Raw genomic sequence first — 21,039 nt, forward strand, 5'->3', positions numbered from 1 at the left:
CAGTCTTCGAAACCGCCAAGACCTGTCCCCGACTTTCCTCAGCTGAGTAGTCTAGGGGTGGGTTGGTTAAGCCTTGTTTCGGAGGGACAAAATTTTACAATTCAAACGCCGCTGAGACTCATCCCGGGCGCGTCGGGAGGGGTGTCGCCGCCGCCGTTCAGCGAGCGCTGCATCCAGACCAGATCGACCCAGCGGCCGAACTTGTGGCCCATGGCTGGGAAGACGCCTTTCTTTTCAAAGCCCAGCGACGCGTGCAGGCCGATCGAGGCGGTGTTGCCGCTGTCGCCGATCACCGCGCATATCTGGCGCAGACCCAGGTCCTCGCAGGCCCGGATCAGCGCCGCCAGCAGGGCCTTGCCGACGCCGGCCCCGACCGCCTTGGGCGAGACATAGACGCTGTCCTCGACCGTGTAGCGATAGGCCGCCCGCAGGCGGAACGGGCCGGCATAGCAATAGCCGACCACCTCGCCGTCCAGCTCGGCCACCAGATAGGGCAGGCCGCGATCCAGGAAGGCCGCCCGGCGACGGCCCATCTCGGCCTCGTCCGGCGGGATTTCCTCGAAGGTGCCCAGGCCGTTCAGCACGTTCCAGGCGTAGATGCCGGCGATCGCCGGCACGTCGGCGTCGGTGGACGCCCTGATCAACAGACTCACGCCTTGGTCCAGCCCTGTTCCACCGCCCACACCGCGAAGGCGTAGTCCAAGGCGATCTCCTTGAGGAAGTCAAAGCGTCCCGACGCGCCGCCGTGGCCGGCGTCCATGTTGATCTTCAACAGCACAGGTTTGCCGCTGGTGGTGTGGTCGCGCAGCTTGGCCGCCCATTTCTCGGGCTCCCAATAGGTGACGCGCGGGTCCGACAGGCCGCCGGTGGCCAGCACCGCCGGATAGGGCTTGGCCGCCACGTTGTCGTACGGCGAGTAGCTGGCGATGTAGTCGTAGGCCTCCTTGTCCTCCAGCGGATTGCCCCATTCGGGCCATTCGGGCGGGGTCAGGGGCAGGGTGGTGTCGCTCATGGTGTTGACCACGTCGACGAACGGCACGGCGGCGATGATCCCGGCGAACAGGTCCGGCCGCATGTTGGAGATGGCGCCCATCAAGAGGCCGCCGGCCGAGCCGCCATAGGCCACGGTGTTGGCCGGCTTGCCGTAGCCGGCCGCGTGCAGGTGCTCGGCGCAGGCGATGAAGTCGGTGAAGGTGTTCTTCTTCTTGAACTTCTTGCCGTCCAGGAACCAGCCCCAGCCCTTTTCCGAGCCGCCGCGCGGGCAGGCCGTGGCCCAGATCCAGCCGCGGTCGACCAGGGATAGGTTCCGGATCGAGAAGCTGGGCTCCATGGCGATGCCGTAGCTGCCATAGCCGTACAGCAGCAGCGGGGCCGAGCCGTCCAGCTTGGTCCCCTTCTTCATCAGGATGAAGATCGGCACGTCGGTCCCGTCCGAGGCCTTGGCGTTCAGGCGGCGGGTCTCGTACCGGGCCGGGTCGTGGCCCGAGGGGATCTCCTGCGTCTTGCGCAACGTCCGCTGGCGCGAGCCCATGTCGTAGTCGAACCACTGCCGGGGCGTGGTCATCGAGTTGTAGACGAAGCGCAGGGTGTCGGTGTCGTACTCGTAGCCGCCTTCAAGGCTCAGCGCGTAGGCGGCCTCGTCGAAGCCGATCGTGTGCTCCTCGCCGTTTACAGCCGTGACGACCGCCTGGTTCAGGGCGTCGACCTTCTCCAGCCGCACGAACCAGCGCTTGAAGGCCATGCTCCCGGAGATCAGGCGGCCGGGCTGGTGGGCGATCCAGTCCTTCCAGTGAGCCTTGCCGGTGGCGGTCTCGGGGCAGGCAGCCAGCTTCCAGTCGACCGCGCCGTCGGCGTTGGTGCGGACCACGAAGTGGTCGTTCCAGTGCTCGACCTCGTAGCGCAGCCCGACCTCGCGGGGATGGAAGACGACCGGCGCGGCGGTCGGGGTCGCGGCCGGGATCAGCAGGGCCTCGCTGGTCTCCTGGTTGCCGCACGAGATGACGACGAACTTTTCCGACGACGTGACGCCGACGCCGATGAAGAAGCCCTCGTCGGGCTCGTCATAGATCAGCGCGTCGTCCTGGGCCGTTCCGCGCGCCGGGCGGCGATAGATCTTGGCCGGGCGGCCGTTGTCGTCGCGGAAGGTCCAGTACAGCCACTGGCTGTCGGGTGAGAAGCAGAAGTCGCCGGTGGTGCTCTCGACCGGGCTTTCCAGCACCTTGCCAGAGGCGAGGTCCTTCACCTGGACGCGGTAGACCTCCGAGCCCTGCTCGTCGACGGCCCAGGCGTAAAGCTTGTGGTCCGGCGAGTGGCTGGCCGCCCCGACCTGGTAAAAAGCCTTGCCTTTCGACTCGGCTTCCTCGTTCAGCAGAATCTCCTCGGGCCCGCCGCCCATTCCCGCTTTGGGGGCGGCTTTCCGAGCATGGATCGGGTGCTGCGCGCCCTTCTCGAAGCGGGTGTAGTACTCGAACGGGCCGTCCTTGGCGGGCACCGAGGCGTCATCCTCCTTGATGCGACCTTTCATCTCTTCGAACATCCGCGCCTGCAGCGCTTCGGTCGGGGCCAGCATCGCCTTGGTATAGGCGTTCTCGGCGGTCAGGTGCTCCTTGACGTCGGCCTTGATCAGGCTGGGGTCGCGCAGGACCTTTTGCCAATTGTCGTCCTTCATCCAGGCATAGTCGTCGGTCCGGGTGCGACCCAGCTGTTCGATGGTCTTGGGGACCTTTCGCGCGACCGGGGGAGCAGGGCGAGCGGCGTCTGGGGACATGGCGGTTCCGAAAGCTATTCCAGGGAGGACTGCGGGGGATGACGTAAGCGTCGCGGCGGCGCGCGTCATCATCTGTCGCCGGTTCATGGCCAGAATTTTCCCCAACAAGCTCTAACGCGCGACTGCGGCAGAACGACAACTTGCGGTGCGAGATTCCTGTGGTCAAACTCTCTCAATAGTCGGGCGACTAGCAGTAGCTAAGCGTAACAAGGGGGCGTCAATGCCGTTGGATCTGTCCGTCGACCTGATCAAGGCGACGGTCCAGCTTGAGCAGCCGTTGGGTGACGGGTCTCGGACCGTCGGCACCGGCTTTCTCATTTCCGATCCGACCCCGGACGGCAAGCCGCGGACCATCCTGATCACCGCCGCCCACGTGTTCGAGAAGATGCCCTCGATGTCGGCCAAGATCGGCTATCGCATCCAGGGCGCCGAAGGCGTCTGGCGCTACGATCCCGAGACCTTGAAGATCCGCGACGGCGACCATCCGCTGTGGGTCAAGCACCCGACCCGCGACGTCGCGGCCATGGTGGTCGAGGCGCCCGAGGAGTTCGTCAAGGCGGCCATCCCGATCAACTACCTGGCCCAGGACGACACCTTCAACAAGTTCAACCTCGGCCCCGGCGACGAGATGATGGCGCTGGGTTTCCCGCGCGGTCTGGCCGCCAATCCGGCCGGCTTCCCGATCCTGCGCTCGGGCCGCGTGGCCTCGTACCCGCTGGCCCCGGCGACCAACTTCCCGACCTTCCTGATGGATTTCTCGGTGTTCCCCGGCAACTCGGGCGGACCGGTGTTCATGGCCGAGGGCGCGCGTCGCCGGCCGGGCGCCAGCGAAAGCCAGGAGGTCCAGTTCGTGGCCGGCCTGCTGACCCAGCAGGTCGAGCTGTCGGGCGAGCGCCTCGAGATCGGCATCGTCACCCACGCCAAGTTCATCCGCGAGACCCTGGCCATTCTGGACAAGGTCCCCGGCGCGACCGTGACCCAGGCCAAGGTCTCCAAGCCTGAACCGACCATGCCGGGCGCGACGCCGGCGGCGGCGGTTTCAGCCATGGCGATGGGCGCCTCCCACTAGGGGTTTTTCGGAACGAGAGGTCCGCCGCGCCCGTTCTTGTTGGGACTTCAACACCAACAGGAGCGAGTTATGAGCACCAATCGTGTCGAAGGCGCTATCGACAAGGGCGCCGGCGCCGTCAAGGAAGCCGTCGGCAAGGCCACCGACAACGAACGCCTCGAAGCCGAGGGCGCGGCCCAGAAGGCCAAGGGCGACGTGCAGAACAAGGTCGGCAAGGTCCAGGACAAGATCGGCGACGCGATCAAGCACTGACCGCCGGCCCAAGACTGACGAAGCGGCCGCCGGAGCGATCCGGCGGCCGTTTTGCCGTTAAAACTGTCATCCCGGCCAAGCGCGTAGCGCGCCGAGCCGGGACCGCCGCAAGCGCTGAGTTTGTGGCGGTCCCGGCTCTCCGCTTCGCTGCGGCCGGGATGACACGCATTTTGAGGGATCAGCTCTTGGCAAAGGCCAAGATATCCCCGTTCAGCCGCTCGATATGGGTGAACATCAGCCCGTGGGGCCCGCCTTCATAGACGATCAGCTCGGCGTTCGGGGCCAGGGCCGCATAGCGCCGGCCGCTGGTCTCCAGCGGGGTCGAGGCGTCCTTGTCGCCCTGGATCACCAGCACCGGGACCGGCACGTTCGGGATCTCGGGGCGAAGGTCGGCGGTGGTGGCGGCGCGGTTGCACTCGACCAGGGCCTTGGTCGTGGTCCCCAGCATCAGGCCGCGCACCCAGTCGACCATCTCGGCCGAGGTGTCCGGCGTCACGAACGGGCGGGCGTTCTCCTCCAGCCAGCGCGGATAGTCGCGCATCAGTACGTGCGTGCGGAACTGCTCGAACATCTCGGGCGGCAGGCCGGTCGGGTTGTCGGCCTTGCGGGCGGGGCAGGGGTCCAGCGGGGCCAGGAACAGCACCTTSCCGATCCGCGCGCCGCCATGGCGGCTTAAGTAGCGGACGATCTCGCCGCCGGCCATCGAATGGCCGACCAGCACCACGTCGCGCAGATCCAGCTGCTCCAGCACCGCGGCCAGGTCGTCGGCCAGGGTGTCGTAGTCATAGCCCCTCCACGGCGCGTCCGAGCGGCCGTGGCCGCGCCGGTCGTACGCGACGCAGCGCAGGCCCTCCTCGGACAGGGCGGCGGCCTGATAGGCCCAGCACTCCGACGGCAGTCCCCAGCCGGCCAGAAACACCACCGGCCGGCCCTCGCCCCAGTCGCGGTGGTAGAGGCGGGTCCCGTCACGGGCGACGATCGAGGCTAGGCGTTTCGGAGCCTGAGCGAGCTTGGGCGCGGCGGTCGCCGGCAGGCTGGCGACGATGGCCCCGATGCCGGTCATCACGGTGATCGCGCGGCGGCGGGGCAGGGGAGCGAGGGCGGCGGTCATGGCGGTCTCCGGCGAGGTGTCGCTCGTCGTTCGAGCCTCGCCAGGATCTGGCCGGTCACGCCGGCCGTCGATTACGCGGCAGGTAATGGCGGAGCCGCGCGGCTGGCCCTAGCTTCCGGATCATGAACACCGTGACCACCCCCGCCCCGACCAAGGTCCCCACGATTGGCGAGCGCCTGCGCGACTGGCGCCAGAAGCGCCGACTGAGCCAGCTGGACCTGGCGCTCGACGCCGAGATCTCGACCCGTCACCTGTCGTTCCTGGAGACCGGCCGCGCCGCGCCCAGCCGCGACATGGTCCTGCGCCTGGCCGAGTGCCTGGAGGTTCCCTTGCGCGAACGCAACGCCCTGATGCTGGCCGCCGGCTACGCGCCGGTCTTTCCCGACCGGTCGTTCGAGGACCCGGGCCTGGCTGCCGTCCGCGCCGCGGTCGAGGCGGTGCTGCACGCCCACATGCCGTTCCCGGCCCTGGCCATCGACCGCCGCTGGATCATGCTGGCCAGCAACGCCGCCCTTGCGCCGCTGCTGGAGGGCGTGTCGCCGAAGCTGCTGGAGGGGCCGGTCAACGTGTTGCGGATCAGCCTGCATCCCGACGGCGTCGCCCCGCGCATCGCCAACCTGGCCGAATGGCGCGGCCACATCCTCTCGCGCCTGCGCCGACAGCTGGCCGACAGCGGCGACGCCGAGCTGGCCGACCTGATCAAGGAGCTGTCGGCCTATCCCGGCGGCGAGGCTCATCCCCGGGCCGGCGAAGGCCTGATCGCCGCGCCGCTGCGGCTGAAGACGCCGGGCGGGGAGCTGTCGTTCCTGTCCGCCACCATGACCTTCGGCTCGCCCCTGGACGTCATGGTCTCGGAGCTGGCGATCGAGACCTTCCTGCCGGCGGACGCGGCGACGGCGGCGGCCCTACACGCTTTTGCTGGCGCGTGACAGGCGCCGAAACCGGCGTCCACTTTCGGCTGCCACGCTTGCTCAGTCGACCTCTTCGTAGGTCGCCGCGTAGTCGACCGGGAAGTTCACCGAGCGGGCGATGAAGCAGACCTTGTGGATCTCGTGGTGGATGGCGTCGGCCTTGGCCAGGTCCGCGCCGCGCTGGACCCGGATGTGCGGCTTCAAGGTCGCGCTCAGGAAGCGGCCGGCGCCGTCGGGCGTGCTTTCGCCCACGCCGATCGGCTGGTCCTGATAGCCGCGTACGACGATCCCGGCGTTCGAGGCCAGGTGCAGGTACCACAGCATGTGGCAGGCGCTCAGCGACGACAGCAGCAGGTCCTCGGGATTGTGCAGGGTCGGGTCGCCGCCCAGCAGCGGGTCGTTGGAGCATCTTAAGATCGATTTTCCCGGGGTGGCGATGTTCCAGGTGCGGTCATAGCCGCGATAGGTGCGCGTGCCTTCGCCCCGGTCGCCGGTCCACTCGATCAGGCAGGTGTAGTCGTGCTGCTTGGCCATCTATCGCTCCTCGCTTCACCGGTCCTGGGGCGGGACATCCTTCAGTCGCGCGGTCATGGCGGCGATCTGGTCTCGACTCCAGCGCGTGTACTTGCGGACGTCGCTGGCCGGATGGAAGCCCAGGCCGAGTGAAATATGCGGATGGTGGTAGGCTTGCCGCGGTCGGATCGGGCGAGGCGCGAAGCCGCCGCCGCAGGTCGGGCAGACGTTTTGCAGCACGGTCTCGGCGCAGTCGGCGCAGTAGGTGCACTCGTAGCTGCAGATCCGGGCGTTCGGCGCGTGCGGGGCCAGGTCGACGTCGCAGAGTTCGCAGTTGGGGCGGAGCTGGAGCATGGGGTTCGCGTAGCGCGTCCGGTGCTCGGCGAAAATGACGGGAAGTCCTCGTTTACTGCCAACCCCTCCGTGTCATCCCGGCCGCGGCGAAGCGGAGAGCCGGGACCCAGGGGCAACCGCACTGCGCTTGGCCCCTGGGTCCCGGGTCGGCCTACGGCCGCCCGGGATGACACGTGAAAGGAGGCGGTGCGCTCAAGCCCCGTAGATCACCGAGATGGTCTCGGCCACGCACGCGGGGCGTTCCTCGCCCTCGATCTCGATGGTGCACTCGTTCTTCATCTGCAGGCCGCCGGCCTTTGGCTCCACCGAGACCAGCTTCTGGCGCATGCGCACGCGCTTGCCGACCCGGACCATGCCGGTGAAGCGGACCTTGTCGCAGCCGTAGTTGATGCCGCGCGTGACGCCGGTGACGCGCAGGATGCCCGCGCCCAGCATCGGGATCAGCGACAGGGTGAGGAAGCCGTGCGCGATCGGGCCGCCGATCTCGCGGGTGGCGCGCTCGACGTCGACATGGATCCACTGGTGGTCGCCGGTGGCTTCGGCGAACAGGTTGACGCGCTCCTGGGTGACCTCGACCCAGTCGGAGACCCCGATCTCCTGGCCGACCAGGCCGGCGATGTCGGCATAGGCGACTTCCTTCATGGCGTTTCTCTCCCCACTCACTCTTGGCAAACAGTTGTTTGGATTGGTGGCATGGGGGGCGGGCGAGGGCAAGGTCGCATACCCTCTTCGCCCGACCTTCCCGGCGAAGGCCGGGATCCAGATTCAGCCTGAGCCTTTGGGGTGTTCGCGCCCAGCGCCGAGAGTTACGCTCTCTGCTTCGTGGGTTCGATCTGGGCCCCGGCTTTCGCCGGGGAGGTCGGAAATTCTAGGAAAAGGTCGAAACCACCAGCCAGACGTTCGCCGCCGAAATCACCACGAACAGGAACCAGGCCACGACCTTCGTGACCCAGCCGTTGGCGAACGGTCCCATCAGGCCCTTGTCGTCGGTGAAGCGCAGCAGCGGCCAGATGGCGAACGGCAGCTGGGCGCTCAGCACCACCTGGGTCAGGACCAGCAGCTTGCCGACCGAATGCTCGCCCATCGTCAACACCCCGATCAGGGCCGGGACGATGGCCAGGCCCCGGGTGATCAGCCGCCGCTGCCAGCAGGGGATCTTCAGGTCGAGAAAGCCCTCCAGGATCACCTGGCCGGCGATGGTGCCGGTGAAGGTCGAGCTCTGGCCTGAGGCGAACAGGGCGATGGCGAACAGCGCGCCGGCCAGCACCCCGCCGGTGACGGGCGCCAGCAGCTGGTGCGCCTCCTCGATGCCCGCCACTTCTGTCAGGCCGGAGCGGTGGAAGGCCGAGGCGGCCAGGATCAGGATGGCGGCGTTGATGAACAGGGCCAGGAACAGCGACACGACGGTGTCGATGGTCGAGAGGCGGATGGCGGCCCGCTTGCCGGGCTCGTCGGCCGGGGTCACCCGCGTCTGCACGATCGACGAGTGCAGATAGAGGTTATGCGGCATGATCGTCGCGCCCAGGATGCCGATCGCCAGATAGAGGGCGTTGCCCTGCTGCAGGGCGCTCAACGACGGCACGAGCCCGCGCGCCACGTCCGCGGCGTTCGGCGGGGCCAGAATCAGCTGGACCAGGAAACAGGCCCCGACCGTCAGGATCAGGCCCAGGATGATCGCCTCCAGCTGCCGGAAGCCCTTGCCCTTCAGGCCCAGCACGATGACCGTGTCCAGGGCGGTCAGCAGCACGCCGACCCAGAGCGGTATGCCCAGCAGCAGCTTGAAGGCCAGGGCGCTGCCCAGCACCTCGGCGATGTCGCAGGCGATGATGGCCAGCTCGGCCAGCAGCCATTGTATTCGGACCGCGCGCGGCCCGAACCGCTCGCGCGACATCCGGGCCAGGTCCTTGCCGGTGACCAGGCCCAGCCGCATGGCCAGGGTCTGCAGCACGATGGCGGCCAGGCTGGACAGCACGACGACGAACAGCAGGCTGGTTCCGTAGCGCGACCCCGCCTCGATGTCGGTCGCCCAGTTGCCGGGATCCATGTAGCCGACGCTGACCAGCAGGCCGGGGCCCGCCACCCGCAGCATCCGCTTCCAGGTCGGCATGCCGTCCGGAACGGTGACGGCGCCGCGCACCTCGGCCGGGCAGAACGGCGCGGTGGCGGTTTTGGGCAGACGGTCGAGCAGGGCGGCGAGCATACGGCCAAGGTGGCGAGTGTCGGCCCCGTTGTCAGCCCCGGCGCCGCGAAGTTGAGCGCCGTTGATCAACCCGTAGGCGAAGCACGATGATTTCGCGCTGCCGCGTCCTGGTTCCGGAACGTTCGCGTCGTCCAGCCTTTCCCGGGAAGCTCGCCCCGCGTCTCCCCGATCCCAGGCGAGCCCGCAAATCCCAGCGGCGGCCCCGGCGACAGCGGCGCCGGGGCTAGCGGGACGCTCCGGACAGCCGCGCTTCCAACTCGGTCCGATCCTTCACGAACCAGACCTGCCGGCCTTGGTTCGACTCGTGGACGAAGTCGCGCAGGCTGCGGCTGGCTTCGGTTCGGGCCGAGATGTCGCCGACGAAGGCCAGGCGGATGCGATAGTTGGTGAACTTCTGGACCACCTCGCCGGCGATGCGGGTGGAAAGGTCCAGGAAGCCTTCGGCGAGGCGCGTGACCGGCGCCGCCACCAGGTCGGCCTCGACGCCCCAGGCCTCGCCCAGCAGGTCGCCTACGGTGGTCGCGTCCAGAGGCGCGCCGTCGGCGGCGACGAACAGGACCTTGATTCCGGCGATGGTGGCGATCTCGGTCATGGCGGCCAGATAGGGCGCGCCCCTGAATCCCGCAATCGCGGTTAGACGATGCGGCTCTCGCGCTTGCCCCAATAGGCGTCGCGGATCAGCCGCTTGTAGAGCTTGCCGGTCGGATGCCTCGGCAGCTCGACCATGAAGTCGATCCGCCGCGGCGCCTTCACATGGCTGAGATTGGCGCGGGCGAAGGCCATCAGTTCGGCGGCCAGGGCGGTCTGGTCGTCGGTGTGGTCCATCGGCTGGATCACCGCCACCACCTGTTCGCCCATCTCGTCGCACGGCGCGCCGACCACGGCGGCGTCGGCGACCTTGGGGTGGGTGATCAGCAGGTTCTCGATCTCCTGCGGATAGATGTTCACCCCGCCCGAGATGATCATGAAGCTCTTGCGGTCGGTCAGGTAGAGATAGCCGTCCTCGTCGGCCCAGCCGACATCGCCCAAGGTCGTCCAGCCGTGCTTGTTGTAGCTCTCGGCGGTCTTCTCAGGGGCGTTGTGGTAGTTCACGGCCGGGCCATTGGCGAAATAGACCGCGCCCTCGCTACGTGGGGGCAGCGGGTCGCCGGCCTCGTCGCAGATCCGCAGCTCGCCCAGCACGGCCTGGCCGACGCTGCCCTTGCGCGCGAGCCAGTTGTCGGAATTGATCCAGCAGAAGCCGTTGCCCTCGGTGCCGGCGTAGTACTCGTAGATCACCGGCCCCCACCAGGCGATCATCTGCTCCTTGACCGGGACGGGGCAGGGGGCGGCGGCGTGGACGGCCGACCGCATCGACGAGACGTCATACCGGGCGCGCACCGCCTCAGGCAGTTTCAGCATCCGCACGAAATGGGTCGGGACGAACTGGCCGCAGTTGATCTGGCGCTCCTGGATCAGGGCCAGCGCCGCCTCGGGCTCGAACTTCTCCATCACCACCACCGTGCCGCCCAGCTTGTGGACGGTCATGCACCAGCGCAGCGGGGCGGCGTGGTACAGCGGCGCCGGCGAGAGATAGATGCTGTCGCCCGAGAAGCCGAACAGGCCCTGGGCGATCGCCTGCAAGGCGTTGGGCGCGTCGATCGGCCCGCCGCCCAGAACCGGCTTGACGCCCTTGGGCCGACCGGTGGTGCCGGACGAATAGAGCATGTCCGAGCCGGCGGTCTCGTCGGCGATCGGCGTGGTCGGCTCGCGGGCGCGGGCGTCCTCGTAGCTTTTGTAGGCGCCGTGCGGCCCGCCGACGGCGAATAGGGTGAGATCCGGGACCAGCCGGGCGACCTCGTCGATCAGCGGGCCCATGGCCGTCGAGGTGACGAACACCTTGGCCCCGCAGTCCTTCAGGATGTACTCGACCTCGCCGGCCGTCAGCTTGGTCGAGATGCAGACGAAGTAGAGGCCCGCCCGCTGCGCCGCCCAGGCGACCTCGAACAGGCGGGCGTTGTTCTCCATCAGCATGGCGATGACCTCGCCGGCGAACAGACCCAGCGACCGGAACAGATGCGCCCCCTGGTTCGATCGCGCGTCCAGCTGGGCGTAGGTGACCACCTCGCCCGAGCCGGCCATCACATAGGCGGGCTTGTCCGGTTGGGTCTGGGCGTGGCGGTAGGGGTGCATGATGGGGCCTCTTCTTCTCATTTGTCATCCCGGACGGCCGAAGGCCGATCCGGGACCGCCGGAAGCGCGGAGCTTGCCGCGGTCCCGGCTCTCCGCTGCGCTACGGCCGGGATGACAGGAAAGGGTGCTAGGCGGCGGCCATTTCCCGCGCCGCCGCGCGGATCATGTCGCTGGCCTTCTCGGCGATCATGATCGTGGGGGCGTTGGTGTTGCCTGAGACCAGGCGTGGCATGACCGAGGCGTCGACCACCCGCAGGCCGTCGATCCCGCGCACCCGCAGCTGGGCGTCGACCACGGCCATCGGACCCTGGCCCATCTGGCAGGTGCCGACGGGGTGATAGATGGTCGAACCGCTGAGGCGGGCATAGGCCAGCAGCTGTTCGTCGGTGGCGAACGCGCCGCCGGGATTGAGCTCGCTCTCGACATAGGGCGACAGTGCAGGCGCCGCGCCGATCTTGCGGGCCCACTTGAGGCCGGCCACCGCCACCTCCTGGTCTAGCGGGTCGGCCAGATAGTTGGCGAAGATGGTCGGATAGGTCGACGGATCGGCCGACTTGATCCGCACATGGCCCCGGCTTTCGGGGCGCAGCTGGCAGGGGGCGATAGTCAGGCCGGGGGCGTCCTCCAGCACCATCTTCTGCTCGTTGTTCAGCTTGGCCAGGTCCATGGTCGCGGGCAGGATGTGGAACTGGATGTCCGGCCCCGCCAAATCCGGACGAGATTTACAGAAGGCGGCGATGTGGGCGGCCGACAGGGTCAGCAAGCCCTTGCGCTGGAACAGGTAGCGCAGCGCCTCGCTGGCCAGGCGCCCGCCCTTAGACTGCTCGTTGACCGAGACGACGCCGGGCTTCAGCCGATAGCGCACGCTCATCACATAGTGGTCCTGCAGGTTCTCGCCGACACCCGGCAGGTCGGCCACGACGTCGACCCCATAGCGGCGCAGAAGGTCCCCGTCGCCGACGCCCGACAGTTGCAGCAGCTGCGGCGAGTTGATCGCCCCGCCGGCCAGGATCACCTCGCCCCGCGCCTTGGCGACGCGCTTGGCGCCGTTCTGGGTGAATTCGACGCCGACCGCGCGCTTGCCCTCGAACAGGATCTTGCCGGCCAGGGCGTTGGTCTCGACCTGGAGGTTCGGCCGGGTCATGGCCGGGTGCAGATAGGCCACCGCCGCCGAGCAGCGCTGGCCGTTCTTGACGGTCAGCTGGTAGTAGGTCGCGCCCTCCTGGGCCGAGCCGTTGACGTCGTCGTTGCGCGGGATGCCGGCCTGCTCGCAGGCCTCGATCACCGCGTCCGACACGGGGTGCTTGGTGGTGACGTCCGAGACGTTTAGCGGACCGCCCGTGGCGTGCCAGTCGCAATCGCCGCGCTCCTGGTGCTCGGCGCGGCGGAAGTAGGGAGCGACGTCGTCCCAGCCCCAGCCCTCGCAACCCAGCTGCCGCCAGCCGTCATAGTCGGCGTGCTGGCCGCGGATGTAGAGCAGGCCGTTGATCGAGGACGAACCGCCCAGCACCTTGCCGCGCGGCCAGACGTGGGTGCGGCCGCCGGTGCCGGGGTCCGGCTCGGTGGTGTAGAGCCAGTTGACCTTGGGATCCTTCAAGGTCGACGAATAGCCGACCGGGATGTGGATCATCAGGTTCGAGGCGAACTGTCCGAGGTTCTTGGACGGGCGGTCGTCGCCGCCGGCCTCCAGCAGCAGGACCTTGAAGCGTCCGCCTTCCGACAGCCGCGCGGCCAGCACGCAGCCGGCCGAACCGGCGCCGACGATCACATAGTCGGCCTCGAGGGTCCCGGTCATCGCTCTCTCCCTTTTGCCGTCCGCGTGTGCCCCGCGTTATCGGCGTTCAGTTGAGAGGATGCGCCCAGGTTTCCAGATCGCGCAAGGCGCCGTTGCGGAGAGGTGAACTTCCTTCTCCCCTTGCGGGAGAAGGTGGCCGCGAAGCGGACGGATGAGGGGTTGAAAGTCCTGTCCGGAGCGGCCTGTGCGACCCTTCATCCGTCGCCTGACGGCGACACCTTCTCCCGCAAGGGGAGAAGGGATGTTGCGCCTGATTCATACGCATGTTTGATTGCTCGTGAGGAGAATCCCAACCCATGTCGCAACCCACCTTCGAGACCCTGCTGTACACCGTCGAGGACGGGGTCGCGACGGTCACCCTGAACCGGCCGGAGCGGATGAACGCCTTCACCGCCCGGATGATGAAGGACCTGATCGAGGTGTTCGACCTCACCGACGCCGACGACGCGGTGAAGGTGGTGATCATCACCGGCGCGGGACGGGCGTTCTGCGCGGGGGCCGACCTGGGCGCCGGCGGGGCAACCTTCGACCGCACCTCGCCCCAGGCTCTGGAGCGCGAGGAGGGCAAGGTCGGCGACGTCTATCGCGACGGCGGCGGCCGCGTGGTCCTGCGGATGTTCGACAGCCTGAAACCGATCATCGGCGCGATCAACGGCGCGGCCGTCGGGGTTGGCGTCACCATGCAGCTGCCGATGGACATCCGCATGGCCTCGACCGAGGCCAAGTTCGGCTTCGTCTTCGCCCGCCGCGGCATCAATCCCGAGGCGGCCTCGTCCTGGTTCCTGTCGCGGCTGGTCGGTCTGCAGACGGCGCTGGAGTGGTGCTACACCGGCCGCGTGTTCCCGGCCCAGGAAGCGCTGGACAAGGGCCTCGTCCGCTCGCTGCACGCCCCCGAGGACCTGCTGCCCGCCGCCCGCGCCCTGGCGCGTGAGATCGCCGACAACACCGCCCCGGTCTCGGTCGCCCTGACCCGCCAGCTGCTGTGGCGCATGGCCGGCGCGGCCCACCCGATGGAGGCGCATAAGGCCGACAGCCGCGCCATCCAGTCGCGCGGTTCGTCCGGTGACGCCAAGGAGGGCGTGACCTCGTTCCTGGAGAAGCGCGCGCCGGTCTATCCGAACAAGGTCTCGACCGACTTGCCGGACATCTGGCCGGAGTGGGAAGAGCCGGCGTTTCGGTGAGGACGGCTTAGCGCCCCCTCTCGGGCGCTTTGCCGCGCCAACCGCTCATCACCCGTTAAGCACGTCATGCTCTTGTCGATCCGATGAGCGAAGCCGCGCTGACATCGTCGTTCGGAGAGCCCGAGGCCCCCAGGCCCGCGCCGCGCTCGCGCACGACCCTGCTCAAGCGCCTGGCCGACGTGGTCTGCCTGCCAACCAGCCGGATCAACGCGTTCGAGCGGTCGATGACCGCCGACCTGCTGGTCGAGATGCTGCGCGACGCCAATGTCATCGAGCGCGAGAAGGTCGCCCGGCGCCTGGCCATGCTCAACGAGATGCCCGGCGTGCTGGTCCGCCTGTTGCTGCGCGACGAACTGCCGGTGGCGCGCGCCTTGCTGGTCGACGCCGAGAAACTGTCGGACGCCGACCTGATCAGCTGCCTCTACCACGCCACGATGGAGCACCGCCGCCTGATCGCCCAAAGGCGCGGCGTCAGCGAGGTGGTGGCCGACGCCCTGATCGACATGGGCGAGTCGCCGGTGATCGAGGCCCTGCTGCGCAACGAACTGGTCAAGATCAGCCACCAGGGCGTCGAGAACATCGTCGCCGCGACGCGCGACGCCCAATACCTGATCCCGATGCTGCTGCGCCGCGCCGAGCTGCGGCCCAGCCACGCCTATGTGATGTTCTGGTGGGCCGACGCCGAGGCGCGGCGGACCATCCTCCAGCGCTTCGCGGTGTCGCGCGAGATCCTGCAGGACGCGGTCGCCGACGTCTTCGCCCTGGCCTCGGCCGAGGGCTGGCAGGACCCGCTGTCACGCAAGGCCCTGCAGTTCATCGAGCGCCGCCAGCGCAACCGCGCCGCCATCGCCAAGAGCCCGTACGACAGCCTGGACGCGGCGGTCGCCGCCGGCGAGGCCGGCCTCACGCGCGAGATCTGCGAGGAGATATCCTATCTCTCGGGACTGAAGCCGATGACCGGCGCCAAGATCTTCACCGATCCCGGCGGCGAGCCCCTGGCCATCCTCTGCAAGGCCACCGGCCTGCCGCGCGCGGCGCTCCGCTCGTTGTGGCGCGGCCTGCGCCGGCAGGAGGTCGACCGCAGCGGGGCCGTTGACCACGCGCTGGAACGGGTGCTGCGCGTCTATGACGCCATCGCCGTCGATCGGGCCCAGACGGTGCTGCGCTACTGGAACTGGTCGCTGACCTCGGCCCTGACCCCGGCCCTGCTGAAGGCCATCCGTGAGGGCGACGAGGCCGCCGTCGACGAATACTCGGCGCCGCAGCGCGCGGCGATGTTGGCGCTGTCCCGCGATTTCGGGCGCTAACGCCCGAATATCGTTGGTCTGCCACTCCGGCTGCTTGTGTGGTTCAGGAACTCAACCGGACTTACTCATTTTGTGACCGGTTGAGCCAAAGGCCTGAACACTGGTCTATTACGGATAATCTCTTGGCGAGATCGTATTGCCGGCCGTCGGCAATCTTTGTATGCAGCCCTCGACTGGTTCGGGAATCAGCCGGATCAACAAAAAGTTGGCGTCGAGCGAGGCCTTATGGAAGATCAATCCGACCTGATCGAGATGACGGCGGGCATCGTCTCCGCCTATGTCGGCAACAACGTGGTCTCGACCGCGGACCTGCCGGCCTTGATCAAGCAAGTCCACGCCGCCTTGGCCACCGTCGGGTCTCCGGCCGCCGAGCCGGCGCCGGCGCCGAAGGAGCCGGCCGTGCCGGTCAAGCGCTCGATCACGCCGGACTATCTGATCTGCCTCGAGGACGGTCGGAAGTTCAAATCGCTGAAGCGTCACCTGCGCACCAAGTACGATCTGACCCCCGAGGACTACCGTTCGAAGTGGGGTCTGCCCAAGGATTACCCGATGGTGGCGCCGAACTACGCCGAGGCGCGTTCGAACCTCGCCAAGCAGATGGGCCTCGGCCAAGGCGGCCGCAAACCGGCCCGCAAGGCGAAATAGCCGAGTCGGAACAAAAGCTTGGCCGTAACCGGCCGAAAATAACGCAGCGCCCGTCGTCCAGTTTTGGACGGCGGGCGTTTCTCTTGGTGGTTGACTCATCTCGGGAATCTTGTCGCGCGACATGTTTTTCACTTGCCGCCGATTCGTTCCTTAAGCGATAGTGAATCGAAGTGATTCCAATAGCTTGTTAAGGACTCTGAAGATGTCCGCGCAATTGAGCGCATCGGCCTCGGCGGCCCGCGCTCATCAGGAGATGTTCGCCTACTGGGCGTCCCTCCGTCGGGGGGCTAGCCTTCCCGCGCGCGTCGACCTGCATCCCTCGAGCATGAAACGGCTACTGCCGACGGTGTCGTTGATCGACGTCGTCAACGCGCCGCGCGACTACCGCCTGCGCCTGGCCGGCACCGGTCTCTACGGCGTCTACGGTCGCGAGATCACCGGCCGCATGATCGGCGACGTCTACAACACCGCCGCCTTCGACTATTGGCGCAAGGAGCTGGACAAGGTGGTCGACGAGCGCCGTCCCGGCGTCGGCGTCCACAGCCTGGCCTGGCGCGGCGCCCCGCACACCTCGATCCTGTGGCTGCGCCTGCCGCTGGCCAGCAACGGCAAGGACGTCGACATGATCCTCGGCTACGACGCCGTGGTCGGCTCGCAAGCCGAGGGCTTCTCGGGCATCCGCGCGGCCTGATCCGGGCGAAGCCCGTCCCGACCGAGAAAACGCTACAGCTCAGCTTGCTCGCCCGGGCTCGCCCCTTAAAGTCGCCGCCTTCCGAGGGGCTGCTTTCGAGATCGTGTGACCGGGGATCCAGACGTCCTGAGCTTCATCCGCGAACACATCCGTTCGGTGTGGGCGCTCGAACTGCTGTTGAAGCTGAAGGCCGATCCCGAGCGCTGCTGGACGGCCGACGAACTGGTCGAGGCCATGCGCGCCAGTCACGCCCTGGTGGACGACAATCTGGCGGCCCTGATGAGCGCCGGCCTGGTCGTCCCCGACGATCTCGGCTGCTTCCGCTACCGTCCCGCCGCCCCGGCCTTGGCGACGCTGTGCGACGAGCTGGAAGAGACCTATCGCGTGCGCCCGGTCACGGTGATCCGCTGGATCTCGGCCCCGGTGGCGCGCCTGAAGTCGCTGGCCGACGCGTTCAAGTTCTCAGGCAAGCCCAAGGGAGGGGACAAGTGACGCCCGCTGTCGTCTACGGCCTCTGCCTGCTGGCCAGCCTGCTGTGCGCCGGCTTGCTAGCCCGCGCCTGGGCCAAGGCCCGCACCCGTCTGCTGCTCTGGACCGCCGTCTCGTTCGGCTTCCTGGCGCTGAACAATCTGCTGCTGGTCGTCGATCTCGTCCTGTTGCCCCATCAGGCGCTGTGGTGGCCGCGCCAGGCCGCCCTGGCCGCGGCGATCGGCGTGCTGATCTACGCCTTCATCTGGGAGGTGGACCAATGAGCCCCTTGGAGGGACTGGTCGCCGGCGGCCTGGCCGCGGGCTTCCTGGTGCTGGCGGCGTTCTTCCTGCGCTTCTGGGGGCGAACGCGCGAGGGACTGTTCCTGGTCTTCTCGGCGGCCTTCGCCCTGATGGCGCTGAACCAGGCGCTGCCGGTGATCCTGGGCATCCCCCAGGAGGAGCGCGGCGGCATCTACCTGATCCGGCTGGTCGCCTTCCTGCTGATCATCGTGGCGGTGGTCGGCAAGAACCTGAAGCGGGATCCGGAAGGCTAGCTCTCCAGAAACACCTCGACCTCGCGGCGCGACGGCATCGACGGCGCGGCGCCGGCCTTCTGCACCGAGAGGGCGGCGGCGGCGTTGGCCATCTCGACGGCTTCGCGCAGGTCGATGTTGCTGGCCAGGGCCGCGGCCAGGGCGCCGCAGAAGCAGTCGCCGGCCCCGACGGTGTCGATCGCCTTGACCTTCTTGCCTTCGATCAGGAAGGCCTCGTCGCGGCGCACGGCGGCGACGCCGGCCGAGCCCAGGGTGACGATGATGATCTGGTCCGGGCGGCTCATCAGCTTGCGGGCGGCGATCGAGACCTCTTCCAGGCGCACGGGCTCGCGGTCCAGCTTGGCGTAGGTCGCCAGCTCGGTCTGGTTCAGGATCAGGATGTCGGTCAGCGGGAACAGGGCCGCGCCCTGGGGCAGGGCGGGGGCGGCATTCAGCACGCGCAGGGCGCCCTTGGACGCGCCGGTGCGGAACAGGGCCTCGATGGCGGTGGGCGGGGTCTCCAGCTGGCAGAGCAGCACGCGTTGGCCCTCCAGGGGAGTCGCCAAGACCTGCTGCGGGGTGACCAGGGCGTTGGCGCCGGCGGTGACCACGATCATGTTCTCGGCGCTGGCGGCGACCCAGACGTGGGCCTGGCCGGTGGCCACGCCCTCCAGCTCCATGACGTCGGCCACCTGCACGCCGTAGCCGGCCAGTTTGGTCTTCAGGTTGCGGCCGCTTTCGTCGACGCCGACCGCGCCCATCAGGCGGGTGGGGGCGCCCATGCGCGCGGCGGCGACCGCCTGGTTGGCGCCCTTGCCGCCGAGGAACAGCTCCAGCGACCGGCCGGCCACGGTTTCACCCGGGCGAGGCAGGTCGTCCACCCGCGCCACGGCGTCCAGATTGATCGAGCCGAGAACGAAAACAGTCATGGTCTTGGTCTTCTAGGTCTTCTTGTTGGCTATCCGCCGCCCCCGCGCTGGAAGCTCTCGACGAGACTTCCGGCCACGAGTCGCCACCCGTCCACTAGCACGAAGAAGATCAGCTTGAACGGGAGACTGATCGTCGCTGGCGGCAACATCATCATGCCCATGCTCATCAGCACGCTGGCGACGACCAGGTCGATGACCAGGAACGGGATGAACAGCAGGAAGCCGATCTCGAAGGCGCGCTTCAGTTCCGAGATCATGAAGGCCGGGGTGACGACCTGCAGCGGGGTGTCCTGGGCGGTCTTGGGCTGCGGGATCTTCGACAGGCGGACGAACAGGGCCAGGTCGTCGCGGTCGACCTGGCGCAGCATGAAGCCCTTGACCGGGCCGCCGGCGGCCTCGAAGGCCTCGGGCAGCTCCATCTGGTGGTCCAGCAGCGGCTTGATGCCGGCGTCGTAGGACTTCTCGAACGTCGGACCCATGACGATGGCGGTCAGGAATAGAGCCAGGCTGATGATCACCGGGTTCGGCGGGCTCTGCTGCACGCCGATGGCGGTGCGCAGCAGGCCCAGCACCACCACGATCCGCACGAACGAGGTGGTCATGATCACGATCGACGGGGCCAGCGACAGCACCGTCATCAGGCCGACCAGCTGCACCACCCGATCGGTCAGGCCTGCGCCCGTGCCCAGGTTGATGTTCACGGCCGACTGGGCCATGGCCGCGGCCGGCATCACCGCGAAGGCGATCGCCGCCAGCGCCGAGATGATCGCGGCGCGGCGCAGGTCCTCGGCCTTGGCGCCGGTCACCGATTTGATCAGGTCGCGCATCAGGCCACGGGCTCCGGTGTGGAAACGGTGGGGGCGAGGGCGGGCTTGGCGAGCCCGGGCTGGGGAATCCAGTCCAGCAGCTTGCCGTCGCCCAGCAGCACCATGCGCTCCTCGCCGTCCAGGCTGACGACCACGAGGCGGCGGGTTGGGTCGAGCGCCAGGCTCTCGACGATCTTCAGCCGGCGGTCCTGGCGCGCGGCGATCAGCCGGCCCACGGCGTCTGGGCCGAACTTGCGCAAGGCCCAGGCGGCCAGGCCGATCAGGCCCAGGGTGACCGCCAGCGCCGCCAGGGCGCGGATGAATTCGATGACGTCCATGGGGCGAAAGGGCCGCCTAAGCGAGACAAGATGGCGCAGGGCGAATGCCCCACATACCCTGGTGTGCCTGACGCTTCTTAATGCCGGATTAACCCTGTTTCTTCACCATGATCGCCATGGGTCCGGACGACATTCCCCTCTTTGGCATGCTCAAGAGCCGCCTCGGTTATCTGACCGAGCGCCAGAAGGTCGTCGCCCAGAACGTCGCCAACGCCGACACGCCGGGTTATCGTCCCAGCGACCTGAAGCCCTACAGCTTCCAGGCCTCGCTGATGAACCAGGCGTCCGGCGCGGTCTATCGCGGCGGGCCCAGCGCGCCGACCTCGAACGTCCAGATGATGGCGACCTCGACGGCGCACATGGCCCCCTCGAACGCTCCCAGCGCCTGGCGGGCGACCTCGGGCGCCGATTCGGAGACCACCCTCGACGGCAACGCGGTCTCGCTCGAGGACCAGATGCTCAAGATGACCGACGCGCGGATGAACTACGACGCGGCGATCACCTTCTACCAGAAGTCCATGAACATGCTGCGCATGGCCGCGCGCAAGCCGAACGGCTGAGGATTTAGGCGATGCCCGAGATCAAATCCAACTCGCTGGCGACCATGGCCGTGGCCTCGTCGGCCCTTCGCGCCCAGCAGGGCCGCATGCGGGTCATCGCCGAGAACCTGGCCAACGCCAATTCGACCGCGCGCACCGCCGGCGGCGACCCCTACCGTCGCCAGGTCCCGGTGTTCCAGCCGACCAAGGTAGCGGGCGGCGAGGGCGTGCAGATGCTGCGCGTCGATCCCGACCAGAGCGAGTTCAAGACCGAGTACGATCCCGGCAACCCGGCCGCCGACGCCAAGGGCTACGTCAAGCTGCCCAACGTCAATTCGCTGGTCGAGGCGCTGGACATGAAAGAGGCGCAGCGCGCCTACGAAGCCAACCTCAACGTCATCGAGACGGCGCGTTCCATGGCGTCTCGCACCCTCGACATCCTGAAGAAGTAGGGGC

Annotated in this window: 23 protein-coding genes and 4 pseudogenes; 13 read left to right on the plus strand and 14 right to left on the minus strand. The window is 68.0% G+C overall.

Annotated features, from left to right (window positions below; genetic code table 11):
• Nucleotides 1–101: 101 nt before the first annotated feature.
• Together AC1DSO_RS08870 and AC1DSO_RS08875 are read right to left on the minus strand one after the other, a co-directional pair.
• The gene (locus AC1DSO_RS08870; RefSeq protein WP_477068478.1) at nucleotides 102–653 is read right to left on the minus strand and encodes an N-acetyltransferase family protein; all 552 of its coding nucleotides are present in this window, start codon (nucleotides 651–653) and stop codon (nucleotides 102–104) included.
• The gene (locus AC1DSO_RS08875) at nucleotides 650–2,854 is read right to left on the minus strand and encodes a S9 family peptidase (RefSeq protein WP_477068479.1); all 2,205 of its coding nucleotides are present in this window, start codon (nucleotides 2,852–2,854) and stop codon (nucleotides 650–652) included. The genes AC1DSO_RS08870 and AC1DSO_RS08875 overlap by 4 nt, the downstream gene beginning before the upstream one ends.
• A gap of 35 nt (nucleotides 2,855–2,889) precedes the next feature.
• Here AC1DSO_RS08875 and AC1DSO_RS08880 point away from each other — a divergent pair.
• Together AC1DSO_RS08880 and AC1DSO_RS08885 are read left to right on the plus strand one after the other, a co-directional pair.
• Nucleotides 2,890–3,836: pseudogene (locus AC1DSO_RS08880) on the plus strand (trypsin-like serine peptidase).
• A gap of 69 nt (nucleotides 3,837–3,905) precedes the next feature.
• A pseudogene (locus AC1DSO_RS08885) lies at nucleotides 3,906–4,093 on the plus strand (CsbD family protein); the annotation flags it as partial.
• A 173-nt stretch (nucleotides 4,094–4,266) separates the two neighbouring features.
• Here the strand turns inward: AC1DSO_RS08885 and AC1DSO_RS08890 are convergent.
• Nucleotides 4,267–5,199: an alpha/beta fold hydrolase gene (locus tag AC1DSO_RS08890; RefSeq protein WP_477068480.1), complete on the minus strand. Its 933-nt coding sequence runs from the start codon at nucleotides 5,197–5,199 to the stop codon at nucleotides 4,267–4,269.
• Nucleotides 5,200–5,321: 122 nt separating this feature from the next.
• On the opposite strand from AC1DSO_RS08890, the gene AC1DSO_RS08895 reads away from it, so the two are divergent.
• Nucleotides 5,322–6,128 carry a helix-turn-helix domain-containing protein gene (locus tag AC1DSO_RS08895; RefSeq protein WP_477068481.1) on the plus strand — a complete coding sequence of 269 codons (807 nt, stop codon included), beginning with the start codon at nucleotides 5,322–5,324 and terminating at the stop codon, nucleotides 6,126–6,128.
• Nucleotides 6,129–6,170: 42 nt separating this feature from the next.
• Here the strand turns inward: AC1DSO_RS08895 and AC1DSO_RS08900 are convergent, their stop codons facing one another.
• Nucleotides 6,171–6,644, minus strand: a complete 474-nt coding sequence (locus AC1DSO_RS08900) for an OsmC family protein (protein WP_477068482.1) — start codon at nucleotides 6,642–6,644, stop codon at nucleotides 6,171–6,173.
• A gap of 15 nt (nucleotides 6,645–6,659) precedes the next feature.
• Nucleotides 6,660–6,977 carry a DUF1272 domain-containing protein gene (locus AC1DSO_RS08905; RefSeq protein WP_477068483.1) on the minus strand — a complete coding sequence of 106 codons (318 nt, stop codon included), beginning with the start codon at nucleotides 6,975–6,977 and terminating at the stop codon, nucleotides 6,660–6,662.
• 70 nt (nucleotides 6,978–7,047) lie between these two features.
• Between AC1DSO_RS08905 and AC1DSO_RS08910 the strand changes: the two are divergent.
• A pseudogene (locus tag AC1DSO_RS08910) lies at nucleotides 7,048–7,154 on the plus strand (hypothetical protein); the annotation flags it as partial.
• Between the two features lie 15 nt (nucleotides 7,155–7,169).
• Here the strand turns inward: AC1DSO_RS08910 and AC1DSO_RS08915 are convergent.
• The 6 genes and pseudogenes from AC1DSO_RS08915 to AC1DSO_RS08940 form a co-directional block, all read right to left on the minus strand.
• Nucleotides 7,170–7,619, minus strand: a complete 450-nt coding sequence (locus AC1DSO_RS08915) for a MaoC family dehydratase (protein ID WP_477068484.1) — start codon at nucleotides 7,617–7,619, stop codon at nucleotides 7,170–7,172.
• Between the two features lie 226 nt (nucleotides 7,620–7,845).
• Complete coding sequence (locus AC1DSO_RS08920) at nucleotides 7,846–9,177, minus strand: Nramp family divalent metal transporter (RefSeq protein ID WP_477068485.1); 1,332 nt, start codon at nucleotides 9,175–9,177, stop codon at nucleotides 7,846–7,848.
• 223 nt (nucleotides 9,178–9,400) lie between these two features.
• Entirely contained in the window at nucleotides 9,401–9,769 is a 369-nt protein-coding gene (locus AC1DSO_RS08925) for a DUF4180 domain-containing protein (RefSeq protein WP_477068486.1), read from the minus strand.
• Between the two features lie 41 nt (nucleotides 9,770–9,810).
• Nucleotides 9,811–11,349 carry an acyl-CoA synthetase gene (locus AC1DSO_RS08930; RefSeq protein WP_477068487.1) on the minus strand — a complete coding sequence of 513 codons (1,539 nt, stop codon included), beginning with the start codon at nucleotides 11,347–11,349 and terminating at the stop codon, nucleotides 9,811–9,813.
• Nucleotides 11,350–11,366: 17 nt separating this feature from the next.
• Nucleotides 11,367–11,469 (minus strand): annotated as a pseudogene (locus tag AC1DSO_RS08935) (hypothetical protein); the annotation flags it as partial.
• 7 nt (nucleotides 11,470–11,476) lie between these two features.
• The gene (locus tag AC1DSO_RS08940) at nucleotides 11,477–13,144 is read right to left on the minus strand and encodes a GMC family oxidoreductase (RefSeq protein ID WP_477068488.1); all 1,668 of its coding nucleotides are present in this window, start codon (nucleotides 13,142–13,144) and stop codon (nucleotides 11,477–11,479) included.
• A gap of 296 nt (nucleotides 13,145–13,440) precedes the next feature.
• Between AC1DSO_RS08940 and AC1DSO_RS08945 the strand changes: the two genes are divergently transcribed.
• The 7 genes from AC1DSO_RS08945 (at nucleotide 13,441) to AC1DSO_RS08975 (ending at nucleotide 17,992) form a co-directional block, all read left to right on the plus strand.
• Nucleotides 13,441–14,325 carry a crotonase/enoyl-CoA hydratase family protein gene (locus AC1DSO_RS08945; RefSeq protein ID WP_477068489.1) on the plus strand — a complete coding sequence of 295 codons (885 nt, stop codon included), beginning with the start codon at nucleotides 13,441–13,443 and terminating at the stop codon, nucleotides 14,323–14,325.
• A gap of 83 nt (nucleotides 14,326–14,408) precedes the next feature.
• Nucleotides 14,409–15,632 (plus strand): DUF2336 domain-containing protein, encoded by a 1,224-nt coding sequence (locus tag AC1DSO_RS08950; protein WP_477068490.1) that lies wholly within the window; start codon nucleotides 14,409–14,411, stop codon nucleotides 15,630–15,632.
• Nucleotides 15,633–15,857: 225 nt separating this feature from the next.
• Complete coding sequence (locus AC1DSO_RS08955; protein WP_047410521.1) at nucleotides 15,858–16,277, plus strand: Ros/MucR family transcriptional regulator; 420 nt, start codon at nucleotides 15,858–15,860, stop codon at nucleotides 16,275–16,277.
• A gap of 196 nt (nucleotides 16,278–16,473) precedes the next feature.
• Nucleotides 16,474–16,968 (plus strand): motility/cell cycle regulatory protein MopJ, encoded by a 495-nt coding sequence (mopJ, locus tag AC1DSO_RS08960; RefSeq protein WP_477068503.1) that lies wholly within the window; start codon nucleotides 16,474–16,476, stop codon nucleotides 16,966–16,968.
• Nucleotides 16,969–17,073: 105 nt separating this feature from the next.
• Nucleotides 17,074–17,460, plus strand: coding sequence for a hypothetical protein (locus AC1DSO_RS08965; RefSeq protein ID WP_477068491.1), 387 nt, complete (start codon nucleotides 17,074–17,076; stop codon nucleotides 17,458–17,460).
• Nucleotides 17,457–17,720, plus strand: a complete 264-nt coding sequence (locus AC1DSO_RS08970) for a DUF5985 family protein (RefSeq protein ID WP_477068492.1) — start codon at nucleotides 17,457–17,459, stop codon at nucleotides 17,718–17,720. The genes AC1DSO_RS08965 and AC1DSO_RS08970 overlap by 4 nt, the downstream gene beginning before the upstream one ends.
• Entirely contained in the window at nucleotides 17,717–17,992 is a 276-nt protein-coding gene (locus tag AC1DSO_RS08975; RefSeq protein WP_477068493.1) for a DUF5985 family protein, read from the plus strand. The genes AC1DSO_RS08970 and AC1DSO_RS08975 overlap by 4 nt, the downstream gene beginning before the upstream one ends.
• Here AC1DSO_RS08975 and AC1DSO_RS08980 read toward each other — a convergent pair.
• Genes AC1DSO_RS08980 through AC1DSO_RS08990 form a run of 3 tightly spaced genes read right to left on the minus strand, consistent with a single transcriptional unit; the run spans nucleotide 17,989 to nucleotide 20,044 of the window.
• The gene (locus AC1DSO_RS08980; protein WP_477068494.1) at nucleotides 17,989–18,900 is read right to left on the minus strand and encodes a ribokinase; all 912 of its coding nucleotides are present in this window, start codon (nucleotides 18,898–18,900) and stop codon (nucleotides 17,989–17,991) included. The two genes, AC1DSO_RS08975 and AC1DSO_RS08980, sit on opposite strands and share 4 nt — an antisense overlap.
• A 29-nt stretch (nucleotides 18,901–18,929) precedes the next feature.
• On the minus strand, nucleotides 18,930–19,730 hold the full coding sequence (gene fliP / locus AC1DSO_RS08985) for a flagellar type III secretion system pore protein FliP (protein ID WP_477068504.1): 801 nt from the start codon (nucleotides 19,728–19,730) through the stop codon (nucleotides 18,930–18,932).
• Nucleotides 19,727–20,044: a flagellar biosynthetic protein FliO gene (locus AC1DSO_RS08990; RefSeq protein WP_477068495.1), complete on the minus strand. Its 318-nt coding sequence runs from the start codon at nucleotides 20,042–20,044 to the stop codon at nucleotides 19,727–19,729. Before AC1DSO_RS08990 ends, fliP begins: the two co-directional genes overlap by 4 nt.
• 116 nt (nucleotides 20,045–20,160) lie before the next feature.
• Here AC1DSO_RS08990 and flgB point away from each other — a divergent pair, with 116 nt between their 5' ends.
• Nucleotides 20,161–20,604, plus strand: coding sequence for a flagellar basal body rod protein FlgB (flgB, locus tag AC1DSO_RS08995; protein WP_477068505.1), 444 nt, complete (start codon nucleotides 20,161–20,163; stop codon nucleotides 20,602–20,604).
• Between the two features lie 11 nt (nucleotides 20,605–20,615).
• A complete protein-coding gene (gene flgC, locus AC1DSO_RS09000) occupies nucleotides 20,616–21,035 on the plus strand; it encodes a flagellar basal body rod protein FlgC (RefSeq protein ID WP_477068496.1) in 420 nt (139 codons plus the stop codon).
• Nucleotides 21,036–21,039: the final 4 nt, after the last annotated feature.

This window comes from Caulobacter sp. P4_E5 (assembly GCF_056401555.1).